Below are 26,871 nucleotides of genomic sequence, written 5' to 3'. Positions count from 1 at the left end.
GATAAATTATGGCGTCGCATTACGAAGCACCTATTCGAAAGCCCTTAGTTGTCGGAGACAAAGGATACCACGATGTATCAGTGGACATTGCCCGTCCGGTTGAGGGGAGGGCCAACAAACAGTGGTGGATTGTTTTCACCATTGCGCTTGTGGCATTCCTTTGGGGTCTAGGATGTATCATTTATACCGTTTCCACGGGTATTGGGGTTTGGGGTCTTAACCGAACCGTTAACTGGGCCTGGGACATCACCAACTTTGTGTGGTGGGTGGGTATCGGTCACGCAGGAACCCTGATTTCCGCGGTACTTTTGCTGTTCAGACAGAAATGGAGAATGGCGATCAACCGTTCTGCGGAAGCGATGACCATTTTCTCCGTTGTTCAGGCCGGTTTGTTCCCGATCATCCACATGGGTCGTCCATGGTTGGGCTATTGGGTACTTCCTATCCCTAACCAGTTCGGATCCCTTTGGGTGAACTTTAATTCCCCTTTGCTTTGGGACGTATTTGCGATCTCAACCTATTTATCCGTATCCTTGGTGTTCTGGTGGACAGGGCTTTTGCCTGACTTTGCCATGATCCGTGACAGGGCGGTAAAACCTTTCCAGAAAAAGATATATGGCATATTGAGCTTTGGTTGGACAGGACGTGCCAAGGATTGGCAGCGTTTTGAGGAAGTTTCCTTGGTATTGGCCGGTTTGGCAACACCTTTGGTACTTTCCGTACACACCATCGTATCCTTTGACTTTGCCACTTCTGTAATTCCAGGATGGCACACCACGATTTTCCCACCGTACTTCGTTGCCGGTGCTATTTTCTCCGGGTTTGCCATGGTAAACACGCTTTTGATCATTATGCGTAAGGTGTGTAACTTGGAAGCATATATTACTGTACAGCATATCGAGTTGATGAACATCGTGATCATGATCACAGGTTCCATCGTGGGATGCGCCTATATCACGGAGCTCTTCATGGCTTGGTATTCCGGAGTGGAGTACGAACAATATGCCTTCTTGAACAGGGCTACAGGTCCTTACTGGTGGGCTTACTGGTCCATGATGACCTGTAACGTGTTCTCTCCACAGTTCATGTGGTTCAAAAAATTGCGTACCAGCATCATGTTCTCATTCTTCATCTCCATTGTGGTAAACATAGGGATGTGGTTCGAGCGTTTCGTGATCATCGTAACTTCATTGCACAGGGATTACCTTCCATCTTCTTGGACCATGTTCTCCCCAACCTTTGTGGATATCGGAATCTTCGTGGGAACCATCGGATTCTTCTTCGTATTGTTCCTATTGTATTCCAGAACATTCCCAGTAATCGCCCAGGCGGAAGTAAAATCCATCTTGAAGGCTTCTGGTGAGAAGTACAAAAAATTACGTGAAGCAGGCAAGCCTTTGTATGAAATGCCAGCTGTAAAAGGAAAAACTGCAGTAGTAGAAGCTCCAAAAGCAGAAGCAAGCGAAGCACATGTTTCTACTTTGTTGGAGACTATTGGAACATTCAACCCAGAAACGGAGACTGCGGACGATCTGAAGAAAGTGAAGGGCATCGGTCCTCAAATGGAGCAGACGTTGAACCAAATTGGTATCTACACCTTTGCTCAGGTAAGCCGTATGACCGAAAAAGAATACGACCTGTTGGATTCCATTACCGGTTCCTTCCCAGGAAGGGCACAACGTGATGATTGGGCCGGACAGGCGAAAAAACTAAATGAAGATAAACAGTAATTATGGCATCAAAAGTTATTCAGGCACTTTACAACGATGACGATGTGTTGATGCATGCCGTAAAAAAAGTTAGGGCAGAGCACCATCATATAGAGGAAGTGTACACCCCGTTTCCAGTGCACGGTCTGGACAAGGCCATGGGATTGGCGGGCACCCGTATCGCGATTACCTCTTTTATGTATGGCTGTTTGGGACTTACGGTTGCCGTGGTCATGATGAACTATATCATGATCGAGGATTGGCCACAGGATATTGGTGGTAAACCAAGTTTTAGCTATTTGCAGAATATGCCGGCCTTTGTACCGATCATGTTCGAGTTAACGGTATTCTTTGCGGCCCACTTGATGGTGATCACTTTCTATTTGAGAAGTAGGATGTGGCCCTTCAAAAAAGCGGAGAACCCAGATAAACGTACCACCGACGACCACTTTTTGATGGAAATTGGGGTACACGACAATGAAAAGGAACTTGCCGATCTTTTGTGGGAAACAGGAGCGGTAGAAGTAAAAGTTACAGAAAAGGAGTCTTAATAATATGAAGCAATTAGGTAAAATAAGTGTTGCTTTGGTCTTGGTACTGCTCGTGGCATCCTGTGCCGATAAGAACAGACCAAACTACCAATACATGCCGAACATGTACGAACCCGTGGGATATGAAACCTATGAAGGTGTGGACAATGGCTTGTTCCCCGATGGAACAGAGGCCATGCTGCCTGTGGAAGGAACCATTTCCAGAGGATACATGCCCTATGAGTTCGAAAACACTCCGGAAGGAAAAGAATTGGCAAGATTGAACCCAAGTCCATTGGATTCCCTTCAAATGGAAACCGACCTGGCCAAGGGAAAGGAACTGTACGACATCTACTGCGCCATTTGCCATGGTGCAAAGGGAGACGGACAAGGCAATCTTGTAAAACGTGAAAAAATATTGGGTGTTCCCAGTTATGATGATGTGGCCCGTAACATTACCGTGGGTACGGCTTACCACACCATCTACTACGGATTGAATTCCATGGGCTCCTACGCCTCTCAGTTCGCCAACGAAAAAGAGATGTGGCAGGTGTCCGAATATGTGATGAAATTAAAGGAAGACCTAACAAAATAATTGGATAAGAGCAAACTATGTACACCTTTTCAAACAGACTTAGAATAGGATCTTTCATTGCCATGGCCCTTGGGGCAATTTTCTTGGTAATAGGTTTTGTATCCGCCCCATCAACAGTGGAAGAGGCCAAGGCCATGGTAGCGGTACATGACGAAGGACATGGAGGAGGCCACGCGGAAGCAGCTGCGGAGAGCCACGGAGAGGAGCAGGGCCATGGTGCGCAGGCTTCCCAAGAAGAAGGACACGACGTTTCACATGACACGCATTTGTTGCACCAATTGCAGAACAGACCTTGGTCTGCCCTGTATGTTGCGGCTTTCTTCTTCTTTATGATAGCATTGGGAGTGTTGGCATTCTACGCCATCCAAAGGGCAGCCCAAGCGGGTTGGTCCCCTTTATTGTTCCGTGTGATGGAAGGAATCACCGGATACTTGGTTCCTGGTGGAATCATAGTTTTTGTGATTTTGTTGCTTTCTGCATTACATTTTAATCATTTGTTTGTGTGGATGGATCCTGAAACCGTGGCACATGATGAATTGTTGCAGGGCAAGGCAGGGTATTTGAACCCTACCTTCTTTTTGATCAGGGCGGCCATCTTCTTGGGTGGATGGATTTTCTACAGGGAGTATTCCAGGAAATTGTCCTTGGCACAGGATGAGTCGGATGACAATAGCAACTTTGTAAAGAATTTTAGATGGTCTGCAGCTTTCTTGGTATTCTACTTGGTAACCGAGTCCATGATGTCTTGGGATTGGATCATGAGTGTGGATCCACACTGGTTCAGTACCCTTTTCGGATGGTATGTGTTTGCCAGTATGTTCGTATCGGGCATTACCGTGATTGCCATGGTTACCATCTATTTGAAGTCTAAAGGATATTTGGAAAATGTAAACGATAGCCATGTCCACGATTTGGCCAAGTTCATGTTCGGGATCAGCATCTTCTGGACCTACCTATGGTTCTCACAGTTCATGTTGATCTGGTATGCGGACATCCCTGAAGAGGTGACCTACTATATCGCAAGGTTCCAAGATTACAAATTACCATTTTTCGGTATGTTGGTCATGAACTTCGTGTTCCCATTGTTGGTGCTCATGAACAGTGATTACAAACGGGTGAACTGGTTTGTGGTAATGGCCGGCATCGTGGTATTGTTGGGCCATTATTTGGATATTTTCAATATGATAATGCCTGCTACCGTTGGTGATCAGTGGTATATTGGATTGCCTGAGATTGGAGGTATCCTGTTCTTTGGTGGTTTGTTCGTGTTCTGGGTGTTCACTACCCTGACCAAGGCTCCATTGCAGCCCAAACGAAACCCATTCATTGAAGAAAGTAGACATTTTCATTATTAATACGATTTAAGTCTTAGATAGATAAACGATGACTGCATTATTAACATTGACTGTTCTGGTATTGGTGGCGATTGCAATTTGGCAAATGACCAAGATTTTCGAATTGTCACAAGCCAAAACAGAGTACGCCGAGATTGCGAACGATTCCGATAATAAAAACAACGGCTATCTTTTGTTCGGGTTCCTGATTTTCATCTACGGAATCACCATTTTTAGTTTTGTGAGCTATGGTAAAATGTTGTTGCCGGAAGCTGCCTCGGAACACGGTGGTGAGTATGACCAATTGATGTGGATTTCCTTTGCGATCATTTTCTTTGTGCAGACCATCACGCAAGCTTTGTTGCATTACTTCGGATTCAAGTACAGGGGAGAAAAAGGCAGAAAGGCACTTTTCTTTGCGGACAACGACCGTTTGGAGTTCATCTGGACCATTATCCCGGTTATTGTCTTAGCAGGTTTGATCCTTTGGGGATTGTACACTTGGAGCAACATAATGGATTTTAATGAGGATGATGACCCTATGGTAGTGGAACTATATGCACAGCAGTTTAACTGGACGGCTCGTTATTCAGGTGCCGACAATGTACTTGGGGATGCCAACGTTCGTTTGATCGATATCGATAGGGCCAACGTTTTGGGTATAGATGAATCCGATCCCAATGGTGATGACGATGTCATTGTAAAGGAATTGCATTTGCCTGTCGGCAGAAAAATCAACTTCAAAATGAGGTCGCAAGACGTATTGCACTCAGCCTATATGCCACACTTTAGGGCACAGATGAACTGTGTTCCCGGTATGATCACTCAATTCTCGTTTACCCCTACCGTCACTACAGAGGAAATGCGTTTGAACCCGGATGTGGTGGAAAAAGTAAAAAGAACCAACGAGATCAGGGCCAAAAAGGCTGCACAGGGATTACCCAACTCGGACCCATGGGAATTCGATTACCTTTTGCTTTGTAATAAGATTTGTGGAAAGTCGCACTACAACATGCAAATGAAGATCATAGTGGAGACCGAGGAGGAATTCAATAAATGGATGGCGGAGCAGAAGACCTTTAAGGCAAGCATGGCACCCGCAGAATAATACAGGCTAGGAAAAGAACCAAAACAAAATTTAAAAGAGATTATGTCAGCTACTGAACACGAACACGGACACGAAGATCACGGGCATCATCATAAGGAGACCTTTGTAACCAAATATATCTTCAGTCAGGACCACAAGATGATATCCAAGCAATATCTGATTACGGGTCTTATCATGGGATTCGTTGGTATTGCAATGTCATTGTTGTTTAGAATGCAATTGGCATGGCCGGGAGAATCTTTCGGTATCTTCAAGGCCGTTTTGGGCAAATGGGCCCCGGATGGTGTCATGGATGCCGATATTTATTTGGCATTGGTGACCATTCACGGTACCTTGATGGTATTCTTCGTATTGACACAGGGATTGAGCGGTACCTTTAGTAACCTGCTTATTCCGTTACAGATCGGTGCTAGGGATATGGCATCGGGCTTTATGAACATGGTGTCTTACTGGATGTTCTTTGTTTCCAGTGTGATCATGATTTGTTCTTTGTTTGTGGAAGCAGGACCTGCCGCTGCTGGTTGGACCATCTATCCACCATTGAGTGCATTACCTATGGCACAGCCAGGTTCAGGATTGGGTATGACCCTTTGGTTGGTATCCATGGCCATCTTTATCGCATCGTCCCTTTTGGGTTCGTTGAACTATATCGTTACGGTAATCAACCTAAGGACCAAGGGAATGTCCATGACCCGTTTGCCATTGACGATTTGGGCCTTTTTCGTTACCGCTATCATCGGTGTGGTTTCTTTCCCAGTACTTTTGTCAGCAGCTTTGTTGTTGCTTATGGATAGAAGCTTTGGTACCTCTTTCTTCCTTTCGGATATCTTTATTCAAGGAGAAGTGTTGCACTATCAGGGAGGTTCACCGGTACTATATGAGCACTTGTTCTGGTTCTTGGGACACCCCGAGGTATACATCGTATTGTTGCCAGCTTTGGGTATTACTTCCGAAGTAATGTCCACCAACGCAAGAAAACCGATTTTCGGTTATAGGGCGATGGTCGCCTCTATCTTGGCCATTGCGTTCTTGTCCACCATCGTATGGGGCCACCACATGTTCGTATCCGGTATGAACCCGTTCTTGGGATCGGTATTTACCTTTACGACCTTGTTGATCGCGATACCATCAGCAGTAAAAGCATTTAACTACATTACCACACTTTGGAAAGGAAACCTACAATTGAACCCAGCTATGCTGTTCTCGATTGGATTGGTTTCTACCTTCATCACGGGTGGTCTAACAGGTATCATTTTGGGTGACAGTACGTTGGATATCAACGTGCATGATACCTATTTTGTAGTGGCCCACTTCCACTTGGTAATGGGTATTTCAGCCCTATACGGAATGTTTGCGGGTATCTATCACTGGTTCCCAAAAATGTTCTATGGCAGAATGATGAACAAGAACTTGGGTTATGTCCATTTCTGGATTACCGCCATCTGTGCTTATGGGGTTTTCTTCCCGATGCACTTTGTAGGTATGGCAGGTGTGCCAAGACGTTACTATGAGAACACTGCATTCCCAATGTTCGATGAATTGACGAACGTACAGGTATTGATGACCGTTTTTGCCATCATCGCTGGATTGGCCCAGTTGATATTCGTGTACAACTTTATCAGCAGCATATTCTACGGTAAAAAAGGACCGGTAAACCCTTGGGGTTCCAATACCTTGGAATGGACCGCTCCACAAGAGCATATCCACGGAAACTGGCCTGGGGAAATTCCTCATGTGTACCGTTGGGCTTACGATTACAGTAAGACCTATGAAAATGGGGAGTACATCATCGCTGGACAGGATTTTGTTCCGCAGAACGTCCCCTTGCAAGAAAATGAAGAAGAACTCAACCATTAATGTGTTGAACCTTATACAAGGCCCATCCTTTAGGATGGGCTTTTTTGTTTGTAGCATGCTGATATGTACAGAATTGTACTAATTATAATATCTTTAGGAAACCGTACCCCAAAATAGAGAACCGTGAAAAAGATAATGCTCCTACTTTTTGTGATTTCACCCCTGCTGTCCATCGCCCAGCGTAAACCCAGAATCAAGGGAAGTCGAATTGTGACCGAGGTGAGCGAGGAACTGCCTCCGTTCAACGCCATTGTGCTCAATGATAATCTGGATATCGTTTTGGAAAAATCCTTTGGCCCCGGATACCGTATTGTGGCCGACGACAACCTCATTGACATCTTAAAGTTCAATGTGCAGGATAGTACGTTGATCATCAGTTCATACTATGATGTTACGGCAAAGAAGCAGTTCGACATCACCATCAACTATACCGATTTGAAGGCCATCACCGTAAAGGATGGTAGTATGGTGTCCAAGGATATTATTGAAAGTGATGAGTTGTTCGTGGATGGATTCAACCACACCAAATTGGATATCAAGGCCAATGCAGCCGTAATGGACATCAACTTGGAGGATACAAGCAATGGCAATTTTAATGTGGATGTGGATTCGTTGAACATCAGCATGGGTCATAGGGCAGAGGCTTATGTATATGCCGTGAATGAAACCGGTCTGGTGGATATGGAAGGTAATGCCACCTTGGCCATTGAAGGCACATCGGACAGGATTCAGGTGAAACTGATGGGAGATGCTAAATTTAAAGGAGAGAAAATGGAGGTAGGCAATCTGATACTCACCATGGAGAATGATCCCAGTGCTTGGGTGTATGCCTTTCGAGACCTTGAACTCAGTGTTAAAGGAAATTCCAAAGTATACCTCTATGGAACACCGCAAATCACGGTTCTTGAATTCTTGGATACTTCACAACTCATCAAGAAGATGGAATGAACTTGGTTAATTGATTTGCAATTTTTCTATACGGGAAGATTATTTCTTGCCATGTCGTTTTCGACTATATTTGTTAAGCGATGAACGAACATTTAGACCCGACAGCCGAAAATTTCAGTCAAGAGGAACTCGATATTGAAAGGGCGTTACGCCCCATTTCGTTCGATGATTTCACTGGACAGGCACAGGTATTGGAAAATTTAAAGGTATTTGTGCAGGCGGCCAATCTTCGCGGAGAGGCCCTCGATCATACCCTTTTTCATGGTCCTCCGGGATTGGGGAAGACCACCTTGGCCCATATTTTGGCCAATGAACTTGGGGTGAACATCAAAGTGACCTCTGGCCCAGTATTGGATAAACCAGGAGATTTGGCAGGTTTGTTGACCAATCTCGATGAACGGGATGTGTTGTTCATTGACGAAATTCATCGCTTGAGCCCCATTGTGGAAGAATACCTGTATTCCGCCATGGAGGATTACAAGATTGATATCATGATCGAAACGGGACCCAATGCCCGTACTGTACAGATTAACCTGAATCCGTTCACCTTGATAGGTGCCACCACACGTTCAGGTTTGTTAACGGCTCCGATGCGTGCAAGATTTGGTATCCAAAGTCGATTGGAATATTACAACACAGAGCTGTTGTCCACCATTGTGGAACGTAGCGCCGAAATTTTAAAAGTGCCTATTTCCCAAGAAGCGGCCATTGAAATTGCAGGAAGAAGCCGTGGAACCCCAAGGATTTGCAATGCCCTGTTACGACGGGTGAGGGATTTTGCCCAGATCAAAGGGAATGGCAGTATCGACTTGGATATTTCCCAATTTGGCCTCAAGGCCCTGAATGTGGATGCCCATGGTTTGGATGAAATGGACAATAAGATTTTGACCACCATCATCGATAAGTTTAAAGGTGGTCCTGTGGGGATTACCACCTTGGCCACAGCCGTTTCGGAAAGTGCCGAAACCATTGAAGAAGTCTATGAACCTTTTTTGATCCAACAAGGATTTATCATGCGCACACCGAGGGGTCGAGAGGTTACCGAATTGGCGTACAAGCACTTGGGAAGGATCAAAGGAGGTGTGCAAGGAGGGCTTTTTTAAAAGCTTCCTTCATTTTGGGTGGGCTTCTAAAATGTTAAAAAATCCAAATCTTTTTTGTATCTTACATAGTACTTTGTTTATCAGTGGTTTAGGTGTGTTTGGAATGATTTCCTGACTATTCAACAATGGAAAAAACAAGGTTCTAGTCCCCAATTTTACGTTTTGTACTTTCTGCTTTTGAGTAGTGGTCGCAACCTTTTACTTTATGGGTGAACCAATAAAAAATACCAACGCACCGCATTGTGGGGATTTCCAAATCCTATCGGTACAGATTAAAAAGCTGTGCCTTAAGGTCGGTATTGGAATGGGGACGATTATTTTGCTGTCCTTTGTCATTTTGATGTTGCGTTTTGGGGCCTTTGATGGGTTGTTTTCTCCAGATAGTGAAACTCCAAAAGTGGAATATGGCGAATTTGATGTCAACCAACTGACCGCCTCAGCAAAAAATGACTTGATCAAAAAAGGCTTTGAAATTTTCAGGAATACCCCTCTGCATATCGGTCCCAAACAAACCGATAGCAATCAAATATTTGCTGGAAACAATCTCGCATGCGCCAGTTGCCACCTCAATGCGGGTACCCAACTTTTTGCTGCTCCTGTTATAGGAGTGGTCAAACGTTTTCCACAATATCGTGGTCGTGAGGACAAGATCGGAACCATTCAGGAACGGGTAAACGGCTGCATGGAACGAAGCATGAACGGCAGTAAAATGCCAGAGGACAATGAGGCCATGGTAGCTTTGGTTGCCTATATGGACTGGCTGGGGAAAACAGCACCATCCGATGGCAAAATTGAAGGTCAAGGTTTTGTGAAACTTGAGCTTCCTAATCGAGCCGTGGATTTGGACCACGGGAAAAAAGTCTTCGACCAGCAATGCACCGTTTGCCATGGAGTGGATGGCCAAGGCCAAAAATTGGCCGATAGCGATCTATATCTGTACCCGCCCCTGTGGGGACCGGATTCCTATAATAACGGAGCCGGTATGACCCGTGTGATTACCGCTGCAGAATTCATAAAGGCCAATATGCCTTTTGGCACTACATACGAAAATCCAATTTTGACGGATGAAGAGGCCTATGATGTGGCCGGATTCATCAACCAACAGCTTCGGCCTACCAAGGCCAATAGGGAAGCCGATTTTCCAAATCTTCTCAAAAAGCCTGTCTCCACGCCCTACGGCCCCTACGTGGATCCTTTCTCAGAGGAACAGCATCAGCTGGGACCATTCCAACCCATTATGGAATTCTACCAAAAGGAGTATCAACTCAAGAAAACCAAATAAACACAATTAATAATGGAAACAACAAATGCAACATCGCGAAGAAAGTTTATGGGAGCGATGATGTTGGGTGCCACTGCATCCACATTATCGGCTTTTTCCAATCCTGCGCTGGCAGGAATGGCAGATTTTTCACATTCAATAATGAATGATGCAGAGGCTTGGATGAAAACCATTAAAGGGAATCACCGTGTAGTGTACGATGGATCCTACCCCCACAAGGGATTTCCGATTATTTGGAACTGGGCCTATTATTTATCAAACAACGAAATGGGATCCCCGGACAATGATGTTACCGCCATGACGGTACTAAGACACGACGCCATACCAATTGCTTTGCACGACGATTTATGGAAAAAGTATCCCTTAGGGGAAATGTTCCATGTTAAAAAAGCGGATGGGACTGTTTATGACAGAAATCCTTACTACGAACCGCAGGAAGGCGATTTTCCACTACCCATGATCCAGGGCATCAAGGATATGATCGGTAGGGGAGCCATGTTCTGTGTTTGCAATTTGGCGTTGAACGTGTACAGTAGTTTTGCGGCGCAGGCTGCAGGTAAGGATCCTGGTGAAGTATACGAGGAGTGGAAGGCTGCAGTATTGCCCGGAATCCAGATAGTACCTTCTGGGGTATGGGCTTTGGGCAGGGCCCAAGAGGAAGGCTGTGGATACATTTTTGCTGGAAATATTGTCTAGGATATGAGAAAGTTGATCTTATTCCTATTCATGTTGGTGTCAGGGATTATTGTGGCCCAGCAAGAACCCATCAAAGTAGTGTTTGATGTAACCAGCGCCAACCCAGATGTACACCGAACCGCGGCCAAGCATTTGCGATTGATGGCCGAAGCTTATCCCGATTCCCAATTTGAAATGGTCATCTACAGTGGTGCCATTAAAATGGTGGATAGAAAGGCTTCCGTGGCTGGGGAAACCTTGGCCGAAATGGTAAAAAGGAGCAATGTATCGGTGGTGGTCTGTGAGCAGACCATGAAACGACATAAGATGGTCAACGATGATTTGATTCCCGGAGTGGGCTCTGTTCCCGACGGGATTTTTGAAATCGTGATGAAACAGAAGGAAGGTTGGGGGTATATAAAAGAAGTGAACTGAATGTATTTTTAGTTCATCCGAATATCCGCTAACTTTAGGGCATGAACACCGCCCAATGGACACAGCAGATCAAGACCGAGGCCAAACGCCTCGGTTTTTTGTCGTGTGGTATTTCCAAGGCAGGTTTTTTAGAAACGGAAGCACCTCGATTGGAAAAATGGCTCAACCAAAATATGCATGGCGAAATGGGGTATATGGAAAACCATTTCGACAAAAGACTGGATCCCACTAAATTGGTGGAAGACTCCAAATCGGTCATTTCCCTACTGTTGAATTATTACCCGTCTGAAAAGCAAAATCCAGAATCGTTCAAGATTTCTAAATACGCTTACGGAACCGATTATCACTTTGTGATAAAGGACAAGCTTAAACAATTGCTCTATTTTATTCAAGAGGAAATCGGGGAAGTGCATGGTCGTGCCTTTGTAGATTCGGCGCCTGTTTTGGACAAGGCATGGGCCGCCAAGAGTGGTTTGGGTTGGATCGGGAAAAACAGCAATCTGTTGACCCAACAAGTAGGGTCTTTTTACTTTATCGCCGAACTCATTGTGGATCTAGAATTGGAATATGACACTCCGGTAACCGACCATTGTGGAACCTGTACCGCTTGTATCGATGCGTGCCCTACCCAAGCCATTGTGGAACCTTATGTGGTGGATGGAAGTAAATGCATTTCCTATTTTACCATCGAATTGAAAAATGAAATACCATCCGAGTTTCATGACAAGCTGGACGATTGGATGTTCGGTTGTGATGTGTGCCAGGATGTGTGCCCCTGGAACCGATTTTCCAAACCGCACCAAGAACCCCTCTTCAACCCGAATCCGGACTTGCTCAACTATTCAAAAAAGGATTGGGAAGAAATTACCGAAGAAGTTTTTCGAGAGATCTTCAAGAAGTCGGCGGTAAAAAGAACCAAATGGGAGGGGTTAAAAAGAAATATTGAATTTTTGAAAGATTGATATTAAACCCTACTATTTCATTAATCATTTTTTGAGTTAAAATGATGAAAAATGCTATATTGACGGTAATATTTTGGCAAATACGTATTTCTGGATACGATTTTTAGAAAATTAACCAAGCTCAGACTATGCTCAACAGAATTAAGCCCAAACTTAGTTTTTGGCAAATCTTCAACATGAATGTTGGGTTTTTGGGAATCCAATACAGTTTTGGATTACAGCAAAGCGCCATAAATCCCATATTTCTATTCCTTGGTGCCAAAGAGGAAATTCTCCCTATTTTAAATATAGCCGGACCTGTGACAGGATTGGTCATACAACCATTGATAGGAGCCATTTCGGACAAGACCTGGTCCCCTCGATGGGGTAGGAGAAAACCCTTCTTTTTGATCGGCGCCCTTATGGGGAGTTTATGCCTTTTTGCTTTCCCGTTGAGTCCCGCCCTTTGGTTTGCCGTTGGTCTCCTTTGGATTCTGGATGTGGGCAACAACATGGCCATGGAGCCTTACCGTGCATTTGTGGGGGATAAATTGCCCGATGAACAGTTGAGCATGGGGTATCAAATGCAGAGTTTATTTGTTGGTGCGGGCATCCTGTTGGCCAATGCCTCGCTCTTTTTGTTCCAAGATTGGTTTGGTGGGGGTCAGGATATTGAAGGGACCATTCCAAAATGGTTGTACTATTCGTTTTTTATAGGCTCGTTCCTGTCTATCGCGACTATTTCTTGGTCCGTATTAAAAACCCCGGAAATTCCACCCACGGATGCGGAGTTGGAAGAGATCAACAAACATAAGTCCCTGCCTTTTGCCGAACGGTTTAAAATGCCTTTTGTGGAGATTAGCCACGCAGTAAAAGAAATGCCACGATTTATGTGGAGGCTTTCGGCCGTGTACCTGTTCCAATGGTATGCCCTTTTTGTGTATTGGCAGTTTATAACACCCTTGTTCAGGGTTACCATGGGGTATGATACTTCCGAAGCAGCGGCGCAGGCAGCCAAAATGAGTACCACCTATAATGTGGTGACTGCTGTAGTGGCATTGATACTGGTGCCACTGACCCTTCGATTTGGAGGTAAGAAAATCTATGCCTTGAGTCTTTTTGGTACAGCCATTGCCTTGATTGCCATTCCACATATTTCGGACCCGGTCTATGTGCTGTTCCCGATGGTATTGTTTGGTATAGGATGGGCGGCCATGATGGGTATTCCCTATAGCATGGTTTCCAAAATTGTTCCCCAGGAACGCAGGGGAGTCTATATGGGAATTTTGAACATGATGATTGTGATTCCCATGGGTATCCAGACCCTTACTTTCGGACCTATTTTCAAAAATCTGTTGGGTGGCAATTCGGTAAATGCCATGCTCTTTGCAGGTGCATTTTTTGTGATCGCGGGACTGTTGGCCACGCGGTTGAATATGCCCAAAGACACAAACAATCCTGAAATAGACTTATAACTTTCAAGATATCAGATGAATATCTATAGGTAATGGCTTTATTGCCATTTGGGTAACATTCTATAAATAATTGATGGAAGGAATGTTCCCTAAAAAACTCGGAATGCCCTAACTTTACCAATTCATTGGCTAACTTATGAGCAAGGAAAAACAAAGACGAGAGGCATTACTTTATCATGCAAAGCCCCAACCGGGAAAAATCAAGATTGTACCTACCAAACCCTATTCTACCCAACGTGATTTGGCTTTGGCCTATTCACCGGGAGTTGCGGAGCCCTGTTTGGAAATTGAAAAAAACAAGGACGACGTGTACAAGTACACCGCCAAAGGGAATATTGTGGCCGTAATATCCAATGGTACCGCGGTATTGGGATTGGGGAATATCGGCCCCGAAGCGTCCAAGCCAGTGATGGAGGGGAAAAGTCTGCTCTTTAAGATTTTTGCCGATATCGATGGAATCGATATTGAACTGGATACGGAAGATGTTGAAAAGTTTATTGAGACCGTCAAGACCATTGCACCGACTTTTGGGGGCATCAACTTGGAGGACATCAAAGCCCCGGAAGCCTTCGAAATAGAAAGACGCCTAAAAGAAGAGCTCGATATTCCCGTGATGCACGATGATCAGCACGGTACTGCCATTATTTCTGCGGCTGCCCTGTTGAATGCATTGGAAATAGCCAATAAAAAAATTGAAGAAGTAAAAATCGTGGTGAGTGGGGCAGGAGCCGCGGCAGTTTCCTGTACCCGACTCTATAAGGCTTTTGGTGCGAGTGCCGAAAACATTGTAATGTTGGACAGTAAAGGTGTTATCCGAAGTGATAGACCCAATCTCAGCGTTGAGAAATTGGAATTCGCCACCGACCGAAAAATTGATACCCTGGAAGAAGCCATGAAAGATGCCGATGTGTTCATTGGACTTTCCATTGCTAATGTGGTTACTCCGGAAATGTTGAATGTGATGGCCAAGGATCCTATTGTTTTTGCCATGGCCAATCCTGATCCGGAAATTGAATACGAATTGGCCTGTAAGACCCGTAAGGACATCATTATGGCAACGGGCCGTTCCGACCATCCGAACCAAGTGAACAACGTGCTCGGCTTCCCATTCATTTTTAGGGGCGCACTCGATGTTCGTGCCACCAAGATCAATGAAGAAATGAAAATGGCAGCTGTTAGGGCCTTGGCCGATCTGACTCGTGAATCGGTTCCGGAACAAGTGAATATTGCTTACGATACTACACGATTGACGTTTGGTAAGGATTATATCATTCCAAAACCTTTTGATCCCCGTTTGATTACAAAAATTCCACCCGCTGTGGCAAAAGCTGCTATGGAAAGCGGAGTGGCCAAAGCGCCGATTCAGGATTGGGAAAAATATGAGGAAGAGCTTCACCAACGCTCCGGTAACGATAACAAAGTGGTGCGATTGATGCACAACAGGGCCAAGCTCAATCCAAAGCGGATTGTTTTTGCGGAAGCAGAGCTATTGGATGTGTTGAAAGCTGCCCAAATCGTGCACGACGAAGGCATTGCCCAGCCCATACTTTTGGGTCATAAGGAGACGATTGAAGGCTTGAAGAAAGAACTGGATTTTGATGCGGAAGTGCCGATTATCGACCCGAGGTCTGAAGAGTCCAAAGAAATGCGCGTCCGATATGCCATGAAGCTTTGGGAATCGAGGAAACGCAAAGGCGAGACCCAATATAGCGCAAGAGTGAATATGGGCAAACGCAATTATTTTGGTGCCATGATGTTGCAGGAAGGTGACGCAGATGGATTGATTTCTGGATATTCCCGATCATATCCAAGGGTGCTTCGCCCCGTTTTTGAGGTGTTGGGAAGGGCCAAGGGCGTGAAGAACGCATCCACCGTCAATATTATGATCACGGCAAGGGGACCTTTGTTTTTGGCGGATACGTCCATCAACATAGATCCAGATGCCGAACAATTGGCCGAAATTGCCCAAATGACGGCCAATGTGGCCAAAACCTTTGGTTTCGACCCTGTGGTGGCCATGCTATCCTATGCCAATTTTGGATCATCAGCACACCCACATGCCCAAAAAGTAAGGGAAGCGGTGCGTATTTTGCACGAACGTAACCCAGAGTTGGTGGTCGATGGGGAAATCCAGACCGATTTTGCCTTGAGCTCCGACCTTGCAAATAACAATTTCCCGTTTTCCAAAATTTCTGGAAAAAAGGTGAACACCCTGATTTTTCCGAATTTGGAATCTGCCAACATCACATATAAACTACTAAAAGGGTTGAACAATGCCGATTCCATTGGCCCGATCATGGTTGGTCTGCCTCGTGCGGCGCATATCTTGCAATTGGGTGCCAGTGTGGATGAAATGGTGAACATGGCAGCCGTGGCGGTTATTGATGCCCAAGAAAGGGAAAAAAGGAGAAAGGCTCGAATGGGTGAGGAGTAAATCCATAACCTGCAAACAAGCAATCCAAAAACCTGATGATAGAACATCTAAGAGGAAAACTGGTCGAGAAAAACCCAACCTACGTTATTGTGGAATGCAATGGAGTAGGCTATTTTTTGAACATTTCCCTACACACCTTTTCCTTGCTCAAGGATCAGGAAAACATCCATATGTATACCCATTTATTGGTCAAGGAAGATTCCCATACCTTATTCGGATTTGCGGAGCGTTCCGAACGGGAAGTGTTCCGTTTGCTGATCTCGGTTTCAGGAGTGGGATCCAGTACCGCAAGAACCATGTTATCTTCCCTTTCCCCAACCGATGTCAGGGATGCCATTGCCAGTGGGGATGTGGCCACAATTCAGGCAGTAAAGGGCATCGGGGCCAAGACGGCCCAACGTGTAATCTTGGACTTAAAGGACAAGATTTTGAAAGTTTACGATATGGGTGAAGTTTCACCTCAAACAAACAATACAAATAAAGAAGAAGCGTTATCTGCATTAGAGGTTCTTGGTTTCACCAGAAAGCAATCTGAAAAGGTGGTGGACAAGGTGCTTGCCCAAGACACTTCACTTAGCGTAGAGAACATTATAAAACTGGCGCTGAAAAATTTGTAACTAGTTTGAAAAGAGGGGCAAAACCAATACTTAAACCAACACGTTTTAAGTACATTTTCTTTATGGTCAGTTTTTTGGCCGTGGCTATTGTCACGGGTCAGGAAACTACCGAGCAGGCTCAGGATTCCGTACAAACCGGAGTGGAGCTTGGCCGCCTTATTTTAGATAATCCCGATAGTATCATTGCCAAGTATACCTATGATCCCAAGACCGACCGTTACATCTATACGGAAAGCGTAGGGGATTATAATATCAATTACCCCATCATCCTTACCCCGGAGCAGTATTATGACTTGGTGCGCAAGGAGCAAATGAAATCTTATTTCAAGCAAAAGTCGGATGCTTATGCCGGCAAGAAGGAAGGCAGTGAGGAAGCTAGAAAGAACCTGTTGCCCAATTTCTACGTCAATAGCAATTTCTTCGAATCCATTTTTGGTGGAAATACCATTGAGGTGATTCCCCAAGGTTCCGTGGCTATGGATCTCGGTGTCCTGTGGCAAAAGAATGACAACCCGGCCCTTTCACCTCGTAACAGGACCAACCTGTCGTTCGATTTTGATCAGCGCATCAGCTTAAGTTTGCTGGGGAAGGTGGGGGAACGTCTGCAGGTGACCGCCAATTATGATACAGAGGCCACTTTCGATTTTCAGAATCTGGTAAAACTGGACTATACCCCAACAGAAGATGATATACTCCAAAAGATAGAAATAGGTAACGTGAACATGCCCCTCAATAGTTCCTTGATTACCGGTGCTCAAAGTCTTTTTGGGGTCAAGACCCAATTGAAATTTGGAAAAACGACCGTTACGGCCGTCTTTTCGGAACAGCGTTCCCAGAACAATACCGTGGTTGCCCAAGGTGGCGGACAGGTAAAGGATTTTTCCATGACAGCTTTGGATTACGATGAGGACAGGCACTTTTTCTTGGCCCATTATTTTAGGGACAATTATGATCGTGCCCTCGAAAATTATCCTTTCATCCAAAGTCAGGTTCAGATTACCCGTTTGGAAGTTTGGGTGACCAACCGGAACCAACAGACCCAGAATGTGCGGAATGTGGTGGCCATCCAGGATTTGGGTGAGGCTAATGAGGACAATACCCGTATCGGGAGAAACAATGGCGATCCAGCTGGATTTTTCAACCCCTCTGCCATTGCATCTGGTCTACCGCAAAACCCAGCTAATGCCTATGACCCCAATCAAATTGGTAGTGGTGGTGCGTTGACACAATCCATCAGGGATATCGCCACAGTGGAATCCGGCTTTAATGTTCCAGGGTATCCAGTGAACCAAGGATTTGACTACGCCATTCTTGAAAATGCCCGGAAATTGGAAGCGGGTAGGGATTACGATTTTGATCCCCAATTGGGATATATTTCCCTGAGCCAAAGTTTGAGCAATGATGAGGTTTTGGGTGTGGCCTTCCAATATACCTTTAACGGACAGGTGTATCAAGTGGGAGAATTTGCCAACGGTGGGATTGATGCCACAACGGTTTCCACCACGACCAATCTTATTGAGAACAACACTTTGGTTTTGAAGTTGCTGAAGAGCAACATAACCAATGTTGACGATCCCATTTGGGACTTGATGATGAAGAACATTTATTCCACGGGCGCCTATCAATTGAGCCAAGAGGATTTTAGGTTGAACATTTTGTACTCCGATCCCACACCAAGGAACTACATCACACCAGTGGACCAAAACATTGGCTGGCCATCCGGATTGGAGGACCAGATTTTGCTTCGGGTCTTCAATTTGGACCGATTAAATTCCTATAATGACATCCAACCAGGAGGTGATGGATTCTTTGATTACTACGAAGGCATAACGGTAGATTCCCAATCGGGGCGTATCATCTTTACCAAAGTGGAACCCTTTGGGGAATATCTTTTCGATTTACTTGGAGGGGGTACCTACGATGTGGAAAACGACCAAGGGTATAATGCCAACCAAAGGCGCTACGTGTTTAGAAATATGTATGCCAAAACCAAGGCGGCTTCCCTTCAAAATGCGGAAAAGAACCGTTTTCAGATCAAGGGTCGATACAAGTCTTCGGGCAATAACGGCATTCCGATTGGGGCCTTCAATGTGCCGCAAGGTTCAGTTCGCGTAACCGCAGGAGGAAGGCAATTACAGGAAGGCATCGATTATACGGTGAACTATCAGGCAGGAACAGTCCAGATTTTGGATCCCAGCTTGGCTGCTTCGGATACACCCATCAACATTTCTGTGGAAAACAATGCAGTTTTCGGACAACAGACAAGACGATTCGCCGGGGTGAACGTGGAACACCAGTTCAATGAAAACTTTGTTTTGGGAGGTACCTTGCTCAATCTGAACGAACGGCCCCTTACCCAAAAATCCAATTATGGGGTGGAGCCCGTGAACAATACCATTTTTGGTCTGAACGGAAACTTCAGTACTGAGATTCCATTCTTGACCCGTTTGGCAAATAAGTTACCCAATATCGATACCGATGTGCCTTCTAATCTCTCGTTGCGGGGAGAAGTGGCATTTTTACAGCCGAACTCACCGAAGAATGCTGATTTTCAAGGGGAGACCACAACCTATCTGGATGATTTTGAAGGAGCCCAGGCCTTGATCGATATTCGTTCCTCCTTGGGATGGACGTTGGCGAGCCCGCCAGTGGAATTTTTGCAGGACAGAACAGGAATCGATGTAGGGTACGAAAGGGCAAAAATGTCGTGGTATACCATCGACCCTATTTTTTATACCAACCAAAGGCCTACCGGTTTATCGGACAATGATATTTCCTTGAACGCTACCCGTAGGGTATTCATTGATGAGGTGTTTACCGAGACCGATATCGCACAAGGCCAGACCCAGGTTCAGAGTACCTTGGACATTGCCTATTATCCCAATCAAAAAGGACCTTACAATGCCAATCCAAGTTTTGAAACGGAAACGGCCGATAACAAATGGGCAGGGATCATGCGACCTTTGAGCAGTACCAACTTTGAGCAATCGAATGTGGAGTTTGTCCAGTTTTGGGTTTTGGATCCCTATGTGGATGGGCAAGCTACGGGTGCCAATGCGGGGGAACTGGTATTGAACTTGGGTAACATCTCGGAGGATATTTTAAAGGATGGCCGCAAGCAATACGAGAATGGACTTCCAGCAACCACCAATAACGAGGTGCCAAGGGAAACTATTTGGGGCCAAGTGCCTTCCACACAATCGTTGGTTTATGCGTTTGATGCTGACGAAGCCAATAGGACTGCTCAGGATGCTGGTTTGGACGGACTTAACGATGCGGAGGAACAGGCCATTTATAACGGTCCTGCTAGCGACCCTGCATTGGACAACTATCAATATTATTTGAACCGAGAAGGAACCATTTTGGAGCGTTATCTCGATTTCAACAATACGCAGGGTAACTCGCCGGTTGACGTGACCAACACCAATAGGGGTTCTACCACGCTTCCTGATGTGGAAGATATCGACAGGGACCTAACCATGAACACGGTGAACAGCTATTACGAATACCGTATCCAGATCAAACCGAACACGACCATCAACGATAAGTATGTGACCGATATTCGTGAAGGGCTCACCCCAACCTTGCCCAACGGTACCCAGTTAAATAGAAGATGGATACAGTATAAGATTCCTTTGAGCGATTTTACCGATGCGGTTGGAGGTATTGCCGATTTTAGGTCCATCAGTTTTATGAGGATGTACCTTACGGGCTTTACCAATGATGTGGTACTCCGTTTTGCTACTTTGGATTTGGTCCGTGGCGATTGGAGGACCTATACCAGTTCACTTCAACCTGATGTGGACAACGATCCTACCGATGATGGTACCGTAACGGACGTGAACACGGTAAACATAGAGGAGAACTATGGCAGGCAACCTATTCCTTATGTATTGCCTCCGGGAGTGGTTAGGGAACAGTTGAACAACAACAACACCATTATCCGCCAGAATGAACAATCCTTGTCTTTTGTGGTGGAAAATTTGGAATCGCAGGATGCCAGGGGGGTGTTCAAAAGTGTAAACATTGATGTGAGGCAGTACGAACGCCTCAAAATGTTCATGCACGCCGAAAAAATATTGAATGGGGATTATTCAGACAGTGATACCCCTTTGGTCGGGTTCCTTCGAGTAGGAACGGATTTTTCCGAGAATTTCTATCAAATTGAATTACCGTTACAGTTTACGTCATACGGAGCTTCTTCCGCTGACGAAATCTGGCCTGCCGTCAACGAGATCGATATCGCCTTGAGTGACCTGAACAAAGTGAAGTCCAGAGGTATTTCCGACCAAACGTTGACCGATATCAACTATTATGAAATTGTGGACGGCGAAGCGGTGCTTGTGGATGAATTTGCACCAAGGACGTTAGGGACTATCCGTATCGGAATTAGGGGTAACCCATCTTTGGGAAGTATCCGCGCCATGATGGTCGGTGTAAAGAACATTGACGATGTGCCTGCACGAGGAGAGGTTTGGTTCAACGAATTGCGTTTGGCGGGCTTGGACAACAAGGGGGGATGGGCAGCCATCGCAGCCTTGGATGCCAACATGGCCGATTTTGCCAATGTATCGGCCACTGGTAGCAAAAGTACTTCTGGTTTTGGTTCCATCGACCAAACCCCGAACGAACGATCTAGGGAAGATGCCATTTCCTATGATGTGGTGACCAATGTGAATGTGGGGCAATTGTTCCCCAAAAAGTGGAACCTGCAATTACCCTTTAACTATGGTATTTCCGAAACCTTGATCACGCCAGAGTTCGATCCCGTGTATGACGACTTGAAATTGGATGACCGCATTGCCGCTGCATCCACGGCTGAGGAAGCGGAAACCATAAAAAAACAGGCTGAGGATTACACCAAAAGAACCAGTATCAATTTGATCGGGGTCCGTAAGAACAGGGGGGAAGATGCAAAAGAAGAATTCTTTGACATTGAGAACTTCACCTTCAACTATTCATACAACGAGACCAATCACCGTGACTTTGAGGTGGCCGACCTACGGGATCAAAATGTGACCACGGGAGCTGTGTACAACTATAATTTTAAACCGTCCAATGTGGCACCGTTTGCCAAAAAGGATTCCCTGTTCATGAGCAGGTACTGGCAGTGGCTGAAGGATTTGAACTTCAATGTGCTTCCGACAAGTATTTCGGTGAATGCCAATTACAACCGTTCCTTTAATCAACAACGATTTAGGGATGTATTGGAGCCTGGGGTGGAATCTTTGGAGTTGCCGTTGTTGCAACAGCGCAACTACCTTTTCAATTGGCAATATGCCTTGAATTATAGCATTACCAAATCGCTGAGGGTGAACCTTACGGCTTCGAACAACAACATTGTGCGAAACTATTTCAATGTGGATGATGATCCCGATTCGGGTATCAACCAAGCCTTGGACCTTTGGGATGGCTTCTTTGATATTGGGGAACCCAACCGACATGCCCAACAAATGCAGTTGAACTATGAATTGCCGTTCAGTAAGATTCCGTTCCTGAATTTCATCAATGCCCAATATACCTACACCAGTAATTTTGATTGGCAGCGTGGGGGAGATGCCTTGATCGAGGTGGCAGGAGAGAACATCAATATTGTACAAAACGCCAACACCCATAACCTGACGGCCAACCTGAGTATGCAACGCCTGTACGATTTTCTGGGGTTGAAGAAAAAGGATGGCAAGGTAACGGCCAACCAGCCACCCATCAGAAGGGACAAAGCAGGTAACCCGGCCAATGGGACAGAGGACAATGGCCCAAGAAAGACCAGCAAAGGATTCAATACGTTGGTGGATGTACTGACGATGGTAAAAAGAGTAAATGTCAATTATAGCGAGAACAATGGTACGGTATTACCAGGCTATACCCAATCTGTTGGGTTCATCGGTACCGCAAGGCCAACCTTGGGATTTGTTTTTGGTAGCCAGTCCGATGTACGCTACGAGGCGGCACGTAATGGTTGGTTGACAAGTTATCCCGAATATAATTCCCAATTCATTCAAAACACACGTAGGCAACTCAACGTTACTGCTACGGCCCAACCCACACAGGACATTACCATTGACTTGAGTGCGGACAGGCAATACACCAATACTTCACAGGAAAATTATAGTCCAGAAAAGTGGATCAATTTTGAGGACGGATTGGTCAATGAGATGGGGAATTTCAGTATTTCCACGGTCATGATCGGTACCATTTTCAACAAGAGCGACCAGTTTGATTCCAAGACGTTTGAACAGTTCAAAGAGAACAGGATTACCATTGCCAATCGATTGGTTTCTGACAGGGGCCAAGATCCAGGGGAATTGGATGAGGATGGTTTCCCAGAACTATATGGAAAAACCCAACAAGAGGTATTGTTGCCTGCTTTCTTTGCGGCCTATACCGGGCAGGATGTGAACCGGGTGAACCTGGATGCCTTTAGGGAAATCCCGATTCCGAACTGGAACATCAAGTACACGGGGTTAATGAAAAACCGTTGGTTCAAGAAGAAGTTCAAACGATTCTCGTTGAGCCATGGCTATCGTGCGGCATACAGTATCAACCAGTTCCAGACCAATTTGGAGCGCCAGAACACCCAGTTCGATGCCGAAACTGGAGATGTACTACCTGAAACCTTGATCAACAACGTAGTGCTTACGGACCAGTTCAATCCGTTGGTACGGGTAGATTTTGAAATGGTGAACTCCTTCAGCTTTTTGGCAGAGGTGAGGACCGATAGGACCTTGTCCTTGAGTTTTGACAATAATTTGTTGACAGAAATCAATGGAAAGGAATATACCCTTGGATTGGGATATCGTTTTAAAGATGTGAAGTTCGTGACCAATATTGGAGGGGAAAAGACTAGGTTGAAGGGGGATTTGAACCTGAAGGCCGACCTATCCTTACGTGATAACATTACCATCATCCGAAACTTGGATATCGACAACAACCAGATCACCTCCGGGCAAAAATTGATATCCATGAAGTTCACGGCCGATTATGCCCTGAGCAAAAGTTTGAATGCCTTGTTCTTCTACGATCATTCCTTTTCCAAGTTTGCCGTTTCTACGGCGTTTCCGCAAACGACCATCAATGCAGGGTTCACGTTGCGGTACAACTTTGGTAATTAGGAGGCCCCAAATCATTTTCCTTCAATTTAATTGAAGGTATTGTTTGAAAAGCAATCCGCAATCTGTTACATTTGTCCAGCGACTAATTCAAACATATAATAATGAACATACCATCAGAATTAAAGTACACCAAAGACCACGAATGGGTCAAGATCGATGGGGATATTGCCACAGTCGGTATTACGGATTTTGCCCAAGGAGAGTTGGGGGATATCGTTTATGTTGAGGTGGAGACCTTGGATGAGACCTTGGACAAGGAAGAGGTTTTTGGAACCGTGGAGGCCGTGAAAACAGTTTCCGATCTTTTTTTACCGTTGACCGGGGAAATCATCGAGTTCAATGAGGCATTGGAAGACGAACCGGAGAAAGTAAACTCCGACCCGTATGGTGATGGTTGGATGATCAAGATCAAAATAAGCGATGAATCCGAGGTAGCCGATCTTTTGAGCGCTGAAGATTATAAGGCATTGATTGGTGCTTAAAGCATACCGATATACATTATTGTTCATAAGCTGGGCGGTGTTTATTACAATGCTCAGCTTATTTTCTTTCTCTACCCTTCACTTGGATACTGGTGGTATAGATATTCCCTATGCGGATAAAATAACGCATTTTGTGTTCTATACTGGATTTGCTTTTTTGGGTAGCCTGTGTTTTAGGGAGCGAACAAAGGGGAATATCCCGTTGGGTAAGGCTACCATAATGGTACTGGTAACAGCTATATCCTATGGCATAATTATTGAGGTTTTACAGTATATGTTCACCACGGACCGAATGGCCGAAATTGGCGACGTTTTGGCAAATTCTTTGGGAGCATTAACAGGAATTGGATTAATTCGATGGCTTTTTTCTAAGGAAAAGCCGTTAAAATGGAAATTTTAATTGTTTATTTAACCAATAAATAATTAAATTAGCGAACACTAAATTTTTGAAAGGATGGAATTAAAAAAGAATCCAAAAGCGAATGTAGGACGGAACAGCTCCCTTTACTTTGTAGTAGGGATGGCAGCTGTTTTGGCTTTGGTCTACTACGCTATGGAGTGGAAGAAATACGATAAGGCAAATGACTATGACATTGCCTTGAACGTGGAGGATCAGTTGGACGAAGAAGTGCCGATGACGGAGCAGATCAAAACACCGCCACCACCACCACCGCCAGCAGCACCAGAGGTAATCGAGGTAGTAGAAGATGAAGAGGAAGTGGAAGAAACCGTAATCGAGTCTACCGAAACCAGCCAAGAAGAAGAAGTGGTTGAGATCGAAGAGGTAGAGGTAGAAGAGGTTGAAGAAGATATTTCGGTTCCATTTGCCGTGATCGAGGATGTACCTGTTTTTCCAGGTTGCGAAGGAGCTAAAGATAAAAAGGCTTGTTTCCAAGAGCAAATGCAAGAGCATATCCGTAAAAATTTCCGTTATCCAGAAATTGCCCAAGAAATGGGTGTTCAAGGTAGGGTAAGCGTAATCTTCGTCATCCAGAAAGATGGAAGTATCGGGGATATCAGAATGCGTGGACCGGATAAGAACTTGGAAGCCGAAGCAAGAAGGATTATTGAAAAATTACCTAAAATGACCCCAGGTAAGCAAAGGGGAAGACCGGTAAAAGTACCTTTCAGTATTCCGATTACCTTCAAACTTCAGTAAAAGAATACATGATTCCTGTTGAGGCAGGAATGGAAAAAGCCCTGATGTGAACGTCAGGGCTTTTTTTATGGTTTTTATTTGTTCAATATGCTGTTCAAGAGTCATAAAACCTTTTCTTGGGTTGCAAAAGATGGACACTGGCGTTATCTTTGCCAGCCAATTAACATAGTGGATGAAATCTGCAGTAGGTTCCGTTAAAAGCAATACCCTTTCTTTGATTTTTACTGATTTCAAGGAAATCACCAAGGCCAAATTGGCCATCAGCGTGGTGTTCTCATCCATAGCGGGATATTTTTTGGGGGCCTATCAAATCAATTTGGTTTCCGTTTTGTTGCTCACCTTTGGTGGCTATTGTATGGTAGGGGCTTCCAATGCCTATAACCAAGTCATAGAAAAAGACTTGGATGCCTTGATGAAACGGACCAGGAACCGTCCCATCCCATCGGGGAGAATGTCGGTGAAAACCGCCTTGACCATTGCGGTAACGTTAACGGTTCTGGGAGTTCTTTCCCTTTTGGCGCTAAGTCCAAAGACTGCCATGTTCGGGGCCATTTCCATTTTTTTGTATACCAGTGTATATACTCCTTTGAAGACCAAGACACCGCTTTCGGTTTTTGTAGGGGCCTTCCCGGGGGCTATACCTTTTATGTTGGGTTGGGTGGCCGCCACGGACGATTTTGGAATAGAGCCGGGAACCCTTTTCATGATCCAGTTCTTTTGGCAATTTCCCCACTTTTGGGCATTGGGATGGATGTTGGACGAAGACTATAAAAGGGCCGGATTTAAAATGCTCCCAACAGGAAATAAGGATAAGGGAACGGCCATACAGATCATATTTTATACGTTTTGGATGATCGTAATCTCCATCATTCCCGTTTTCGGAATTACTGGTCGTCTGCAATTGTCCATTGTGGCAGCGGCCGTTGTACTTTTGGCCGGATTGGTCATGTTGTTCTTTGCCTTTAGGCTATACGAAAAAAGGGACAACATATCGGCAAGAAAGCTCATGCTGGCCAGTGTGACCTACATTTCATTGATTCAAGTAATATACGTTATAGATAAGTTTGTCAGTTGA

At 45.1% G+C, this 26,871-nt stretch carries 20 protein-coding genes; all 20 read left to right on the top strand.

What is annotated here, in order from left to right:
- Positions 1–8: 8 nt before the first annotated feature.
- The 20 genes from nrfD to cyoE all read left to right on the top strand — a co-directional run bounded on the left by nrfD (position 9) and on the right by cyoE (position 26,871).
- A complete protein-coding gene (gene nrfD, locus D2V05_RS15475) occupies positions 9–1,730 on the top strand; it encodes an NrfD/PsrC family molybdoenzyme membrane anchor subunit (protein ID WP_119648485.1) in 1,722 nt (573 codons plus the stop codon).
- 2 nt (positions 1,731–1,732) lie between these two features.
- Complete coding sequence (locus D2V05_RS15470) at positions 1,733–2,260, top strand: DUF3341 domain-containing protein (protein WP_119638587.1); 528 nt, start codon at positions 1,733–1,735, stop codon at positions 2,258–2,260.
- A 4-nt stretch (positions 2,261–2,264) separates the two neighbouring features.
- Positions 2,265–2,834 (top strand): c-type cytochrome, encoded by a 570-nt coding sequence (locus D2V05_RS15465; RefSeq protein WP_119638588.1) that lies wholly within the window; start codon positions 2,265–2,267, stop codon positions 2,832–2,834.
- A gap of 17 nt (positions 2,835–2,851) precedes the next feature.
- On the top strand, positions 2,852–4,189 hold the full coding sequence (locus D2V05_RS15460) for a quinol:cytochrome C oxidoreductase (RefSeq protein WP_119648484.1): 1,338 nt from the start codon (positions 2,852–2,854) through the stop codon (positions 4,187–4,189).
- A 28-nt stretch (positions 4,190–4,217) separates the two neighbouring features.
- Positions 4,218–5,276, top strand: coding sequence for a cytochrome c oxidase subunit II (locus D2V05_RS15455; RefSeq protein WP_119638590.1), 1,059 nt, complete (start codon positions 4,218–4,220; stop codon positions 5,274–5,276).
- Between the two features lie 42 nt (positions 5,277–5,318).
- Complete coding sequence (locus D2V05_RS15450; protein WP_119638591.1) at positions 5,319–7,133, top strand: cytochrome c oxidase subunit I; 1,815 nt, start codon at positions 5,319–5,321, stop codon at positions 7,131–7,133.
- A 123-nt stretch (positions 7,134–7,256) separates the two neighbouring features.
- Entirely contained in the window at positions 7,257–8,081 is an 825-nt protein-coding gene (locus tag D2V05_RS15445) for a GIN domain-containing protein (protein ID WP_119648483.1), read from the top strand.
- An 80-nt stretch (positions 8,082–8,161) separates the two neighbouring features.
- Positions 8,162–9,184 (top strand): Holliday junction branch migration DNA helicase RuvB, encoded by a 1,023-nt coding sequence (ruvB, locus tag D2V05_RS15440; protein ID WP_119638593.1) that lies wholly within the window; start codon positions 8,162–8,164, stop codon positions 9,182–9,184.
- 205 nt (positions 9,185–9,389) lie between these two features.
- Positions 9,390–10,466, top strand: coding sequence for a c-type cytochrome (locus tag D2V05_RS15435; protein WP_235855474.1), 1,077 nt, complete (start codon positions 9,390–9,392; stop codon positions 10,464–10,466).
- Between the two features lie 12 nt (positions 10,467–10,478).
- The gene (locus D2V05_RS15430; protein WP_119648482.1) at positions 10,479–11,162 is read left to right on the top strand and encodes a Tat (twin-arginine translocation) pathway signal sequence containing protein; all 684 of its coding nucleotides are present in this window, start codon (positions 10,479–10,481) and stop codon (positions 11,160–11,162) included.
- A 3-nt stretch (positions 11,163–11,165) separates the two neighbouring features.
- Positions 11,166–11,576: a DsrE family protein gene (locus D2V05_RS15425; protein WP_119648481.1), complete on the top strand. Its 411-nt coding sequence runs from the start codon at positions 11,166–11,168 to the stop codon at positions 11,574–11,576.
- 41 nt (positions 11,577–11,617) lie between these two features.
- Complete coding sequence (gene queG / locus D2V05_RS15420; protein ID WP_119648480.1) at positions 11,618–12,538, top strand: tRNA epoxyqueuosine(34) reductase QueG; 921 nt, start codon at positions 11,618–11,620, stop codon at positions 12,536–12,538.
- Between the two features lie 128 nt (positions 12,539–12,666).
- A complete protein-coding gene (locus D2V05_RS15415; RefSeq protein WP_119648479.1) occupies positions 12,667–13,992 on the top strand; it encodes an MFS transporter in 1,326 nt (441 codons plus the stop codon).
- A 136-nt stretch (positions 13,993–14,128) separates the two neighbouring features.
- Positions 14,129–16,426, top strand: coding sequence for an NADP-dependent malic enzyme (locus D2V05_RS15410; protein WP_119648478.1), 2,298 nt, complete (start codon positions 14,129–14,131; stop codon positions 16,424–16,426).
- A gap of 35 nt (positions 16,427–16,461) precedes the next feature.
- A complete protein-coding gene (gene ruvA / locus D2V05_RS15405; RefSeq protein WP_119648477.1) occupies positions 16,462–17,043 on the top strand; it encodes a Holliday junction branch migration protein RuvA in 582 nt (193 codons plus the stop codon).
- 5 nt (positions 17,044–17,048) lie between these two features.
- Positions 17,049–24,155, top strand: coding sequence for a T9SS outer membrane translocon Sov/SprA (sov, locus tag D2V05_RS15400; protein WP_119648476.1), 7,107 nt, complete (start codon positions 17,049–17,051; stop codon positions 24,153–24,155).
- A gap of 101 nt (positions 24,156–24,256) precedes the next feature.
- Positions 24,257–24,637: a glycine cleavage system protein GcvH gene (gene gcvH / locus D2V05_RS15395; RefSeq protein ID WP_119638601.1), complete on the top strand. Its 381-nt coding sequence runs from the start codon at positions 24,257–24,259 to the stop codon at positions 24,635–24,637.
- Between the two features lie 49 nt (positions 24,638–24,686).
- The gene (locus tag D2V05_RS15390; RefSeq protein ID WP_147378295.1) at positions 24,687–25,037 is read left to right on the top strand and encodes a VanZ family protein; all 351 of its coding nucleotides are present in this window, start codon (positions 24,687–24,689) and stop codon (positions 25,035–25,037) included.
- Between the two features lie 54 nt (positions 25,038–25,091).
- Positions 25,092–25,796 carry an energy transducer TonB gene (locus tag D2V05_RS15385; protein ID WP_119648474.1) on the top strand — a complete coding sequence of 235 codons (705 nt, stop codon included), beginning with the start codon at positions 25,092–25,094 and terminating at the stop codon, positions 25,794–25,796.
- Between the two features lie 172 nt (positions 25,797–25,968).
- The gene (gene cyoE / locus D2V05_RS15380; RefSeq protein WP_119648473.1) at positions 25,969–26,871 is read left to right on the top strand and encodes a heme o synthase; all 903 of its coding nucleotides are present in this window, start codon (positions 25,969–25,971) and stop codon (positions 26,869–26,871) included.

This window comes from Flagellimonas pelagia, from assembly GCF_003584135.1.
GTDB classification, from domain to species: domain Bacteria; phylum Bacteroidota; class Bacteroidia; order Flavobacteriales; family Flavobacteriaceae; genus Flagellimonas; species Flagellimonas pelagia.
Note: the sequence above shows the minus strand (reverse complement) of the source record. Positions and strands in the feature narration are given on the sequence as shown.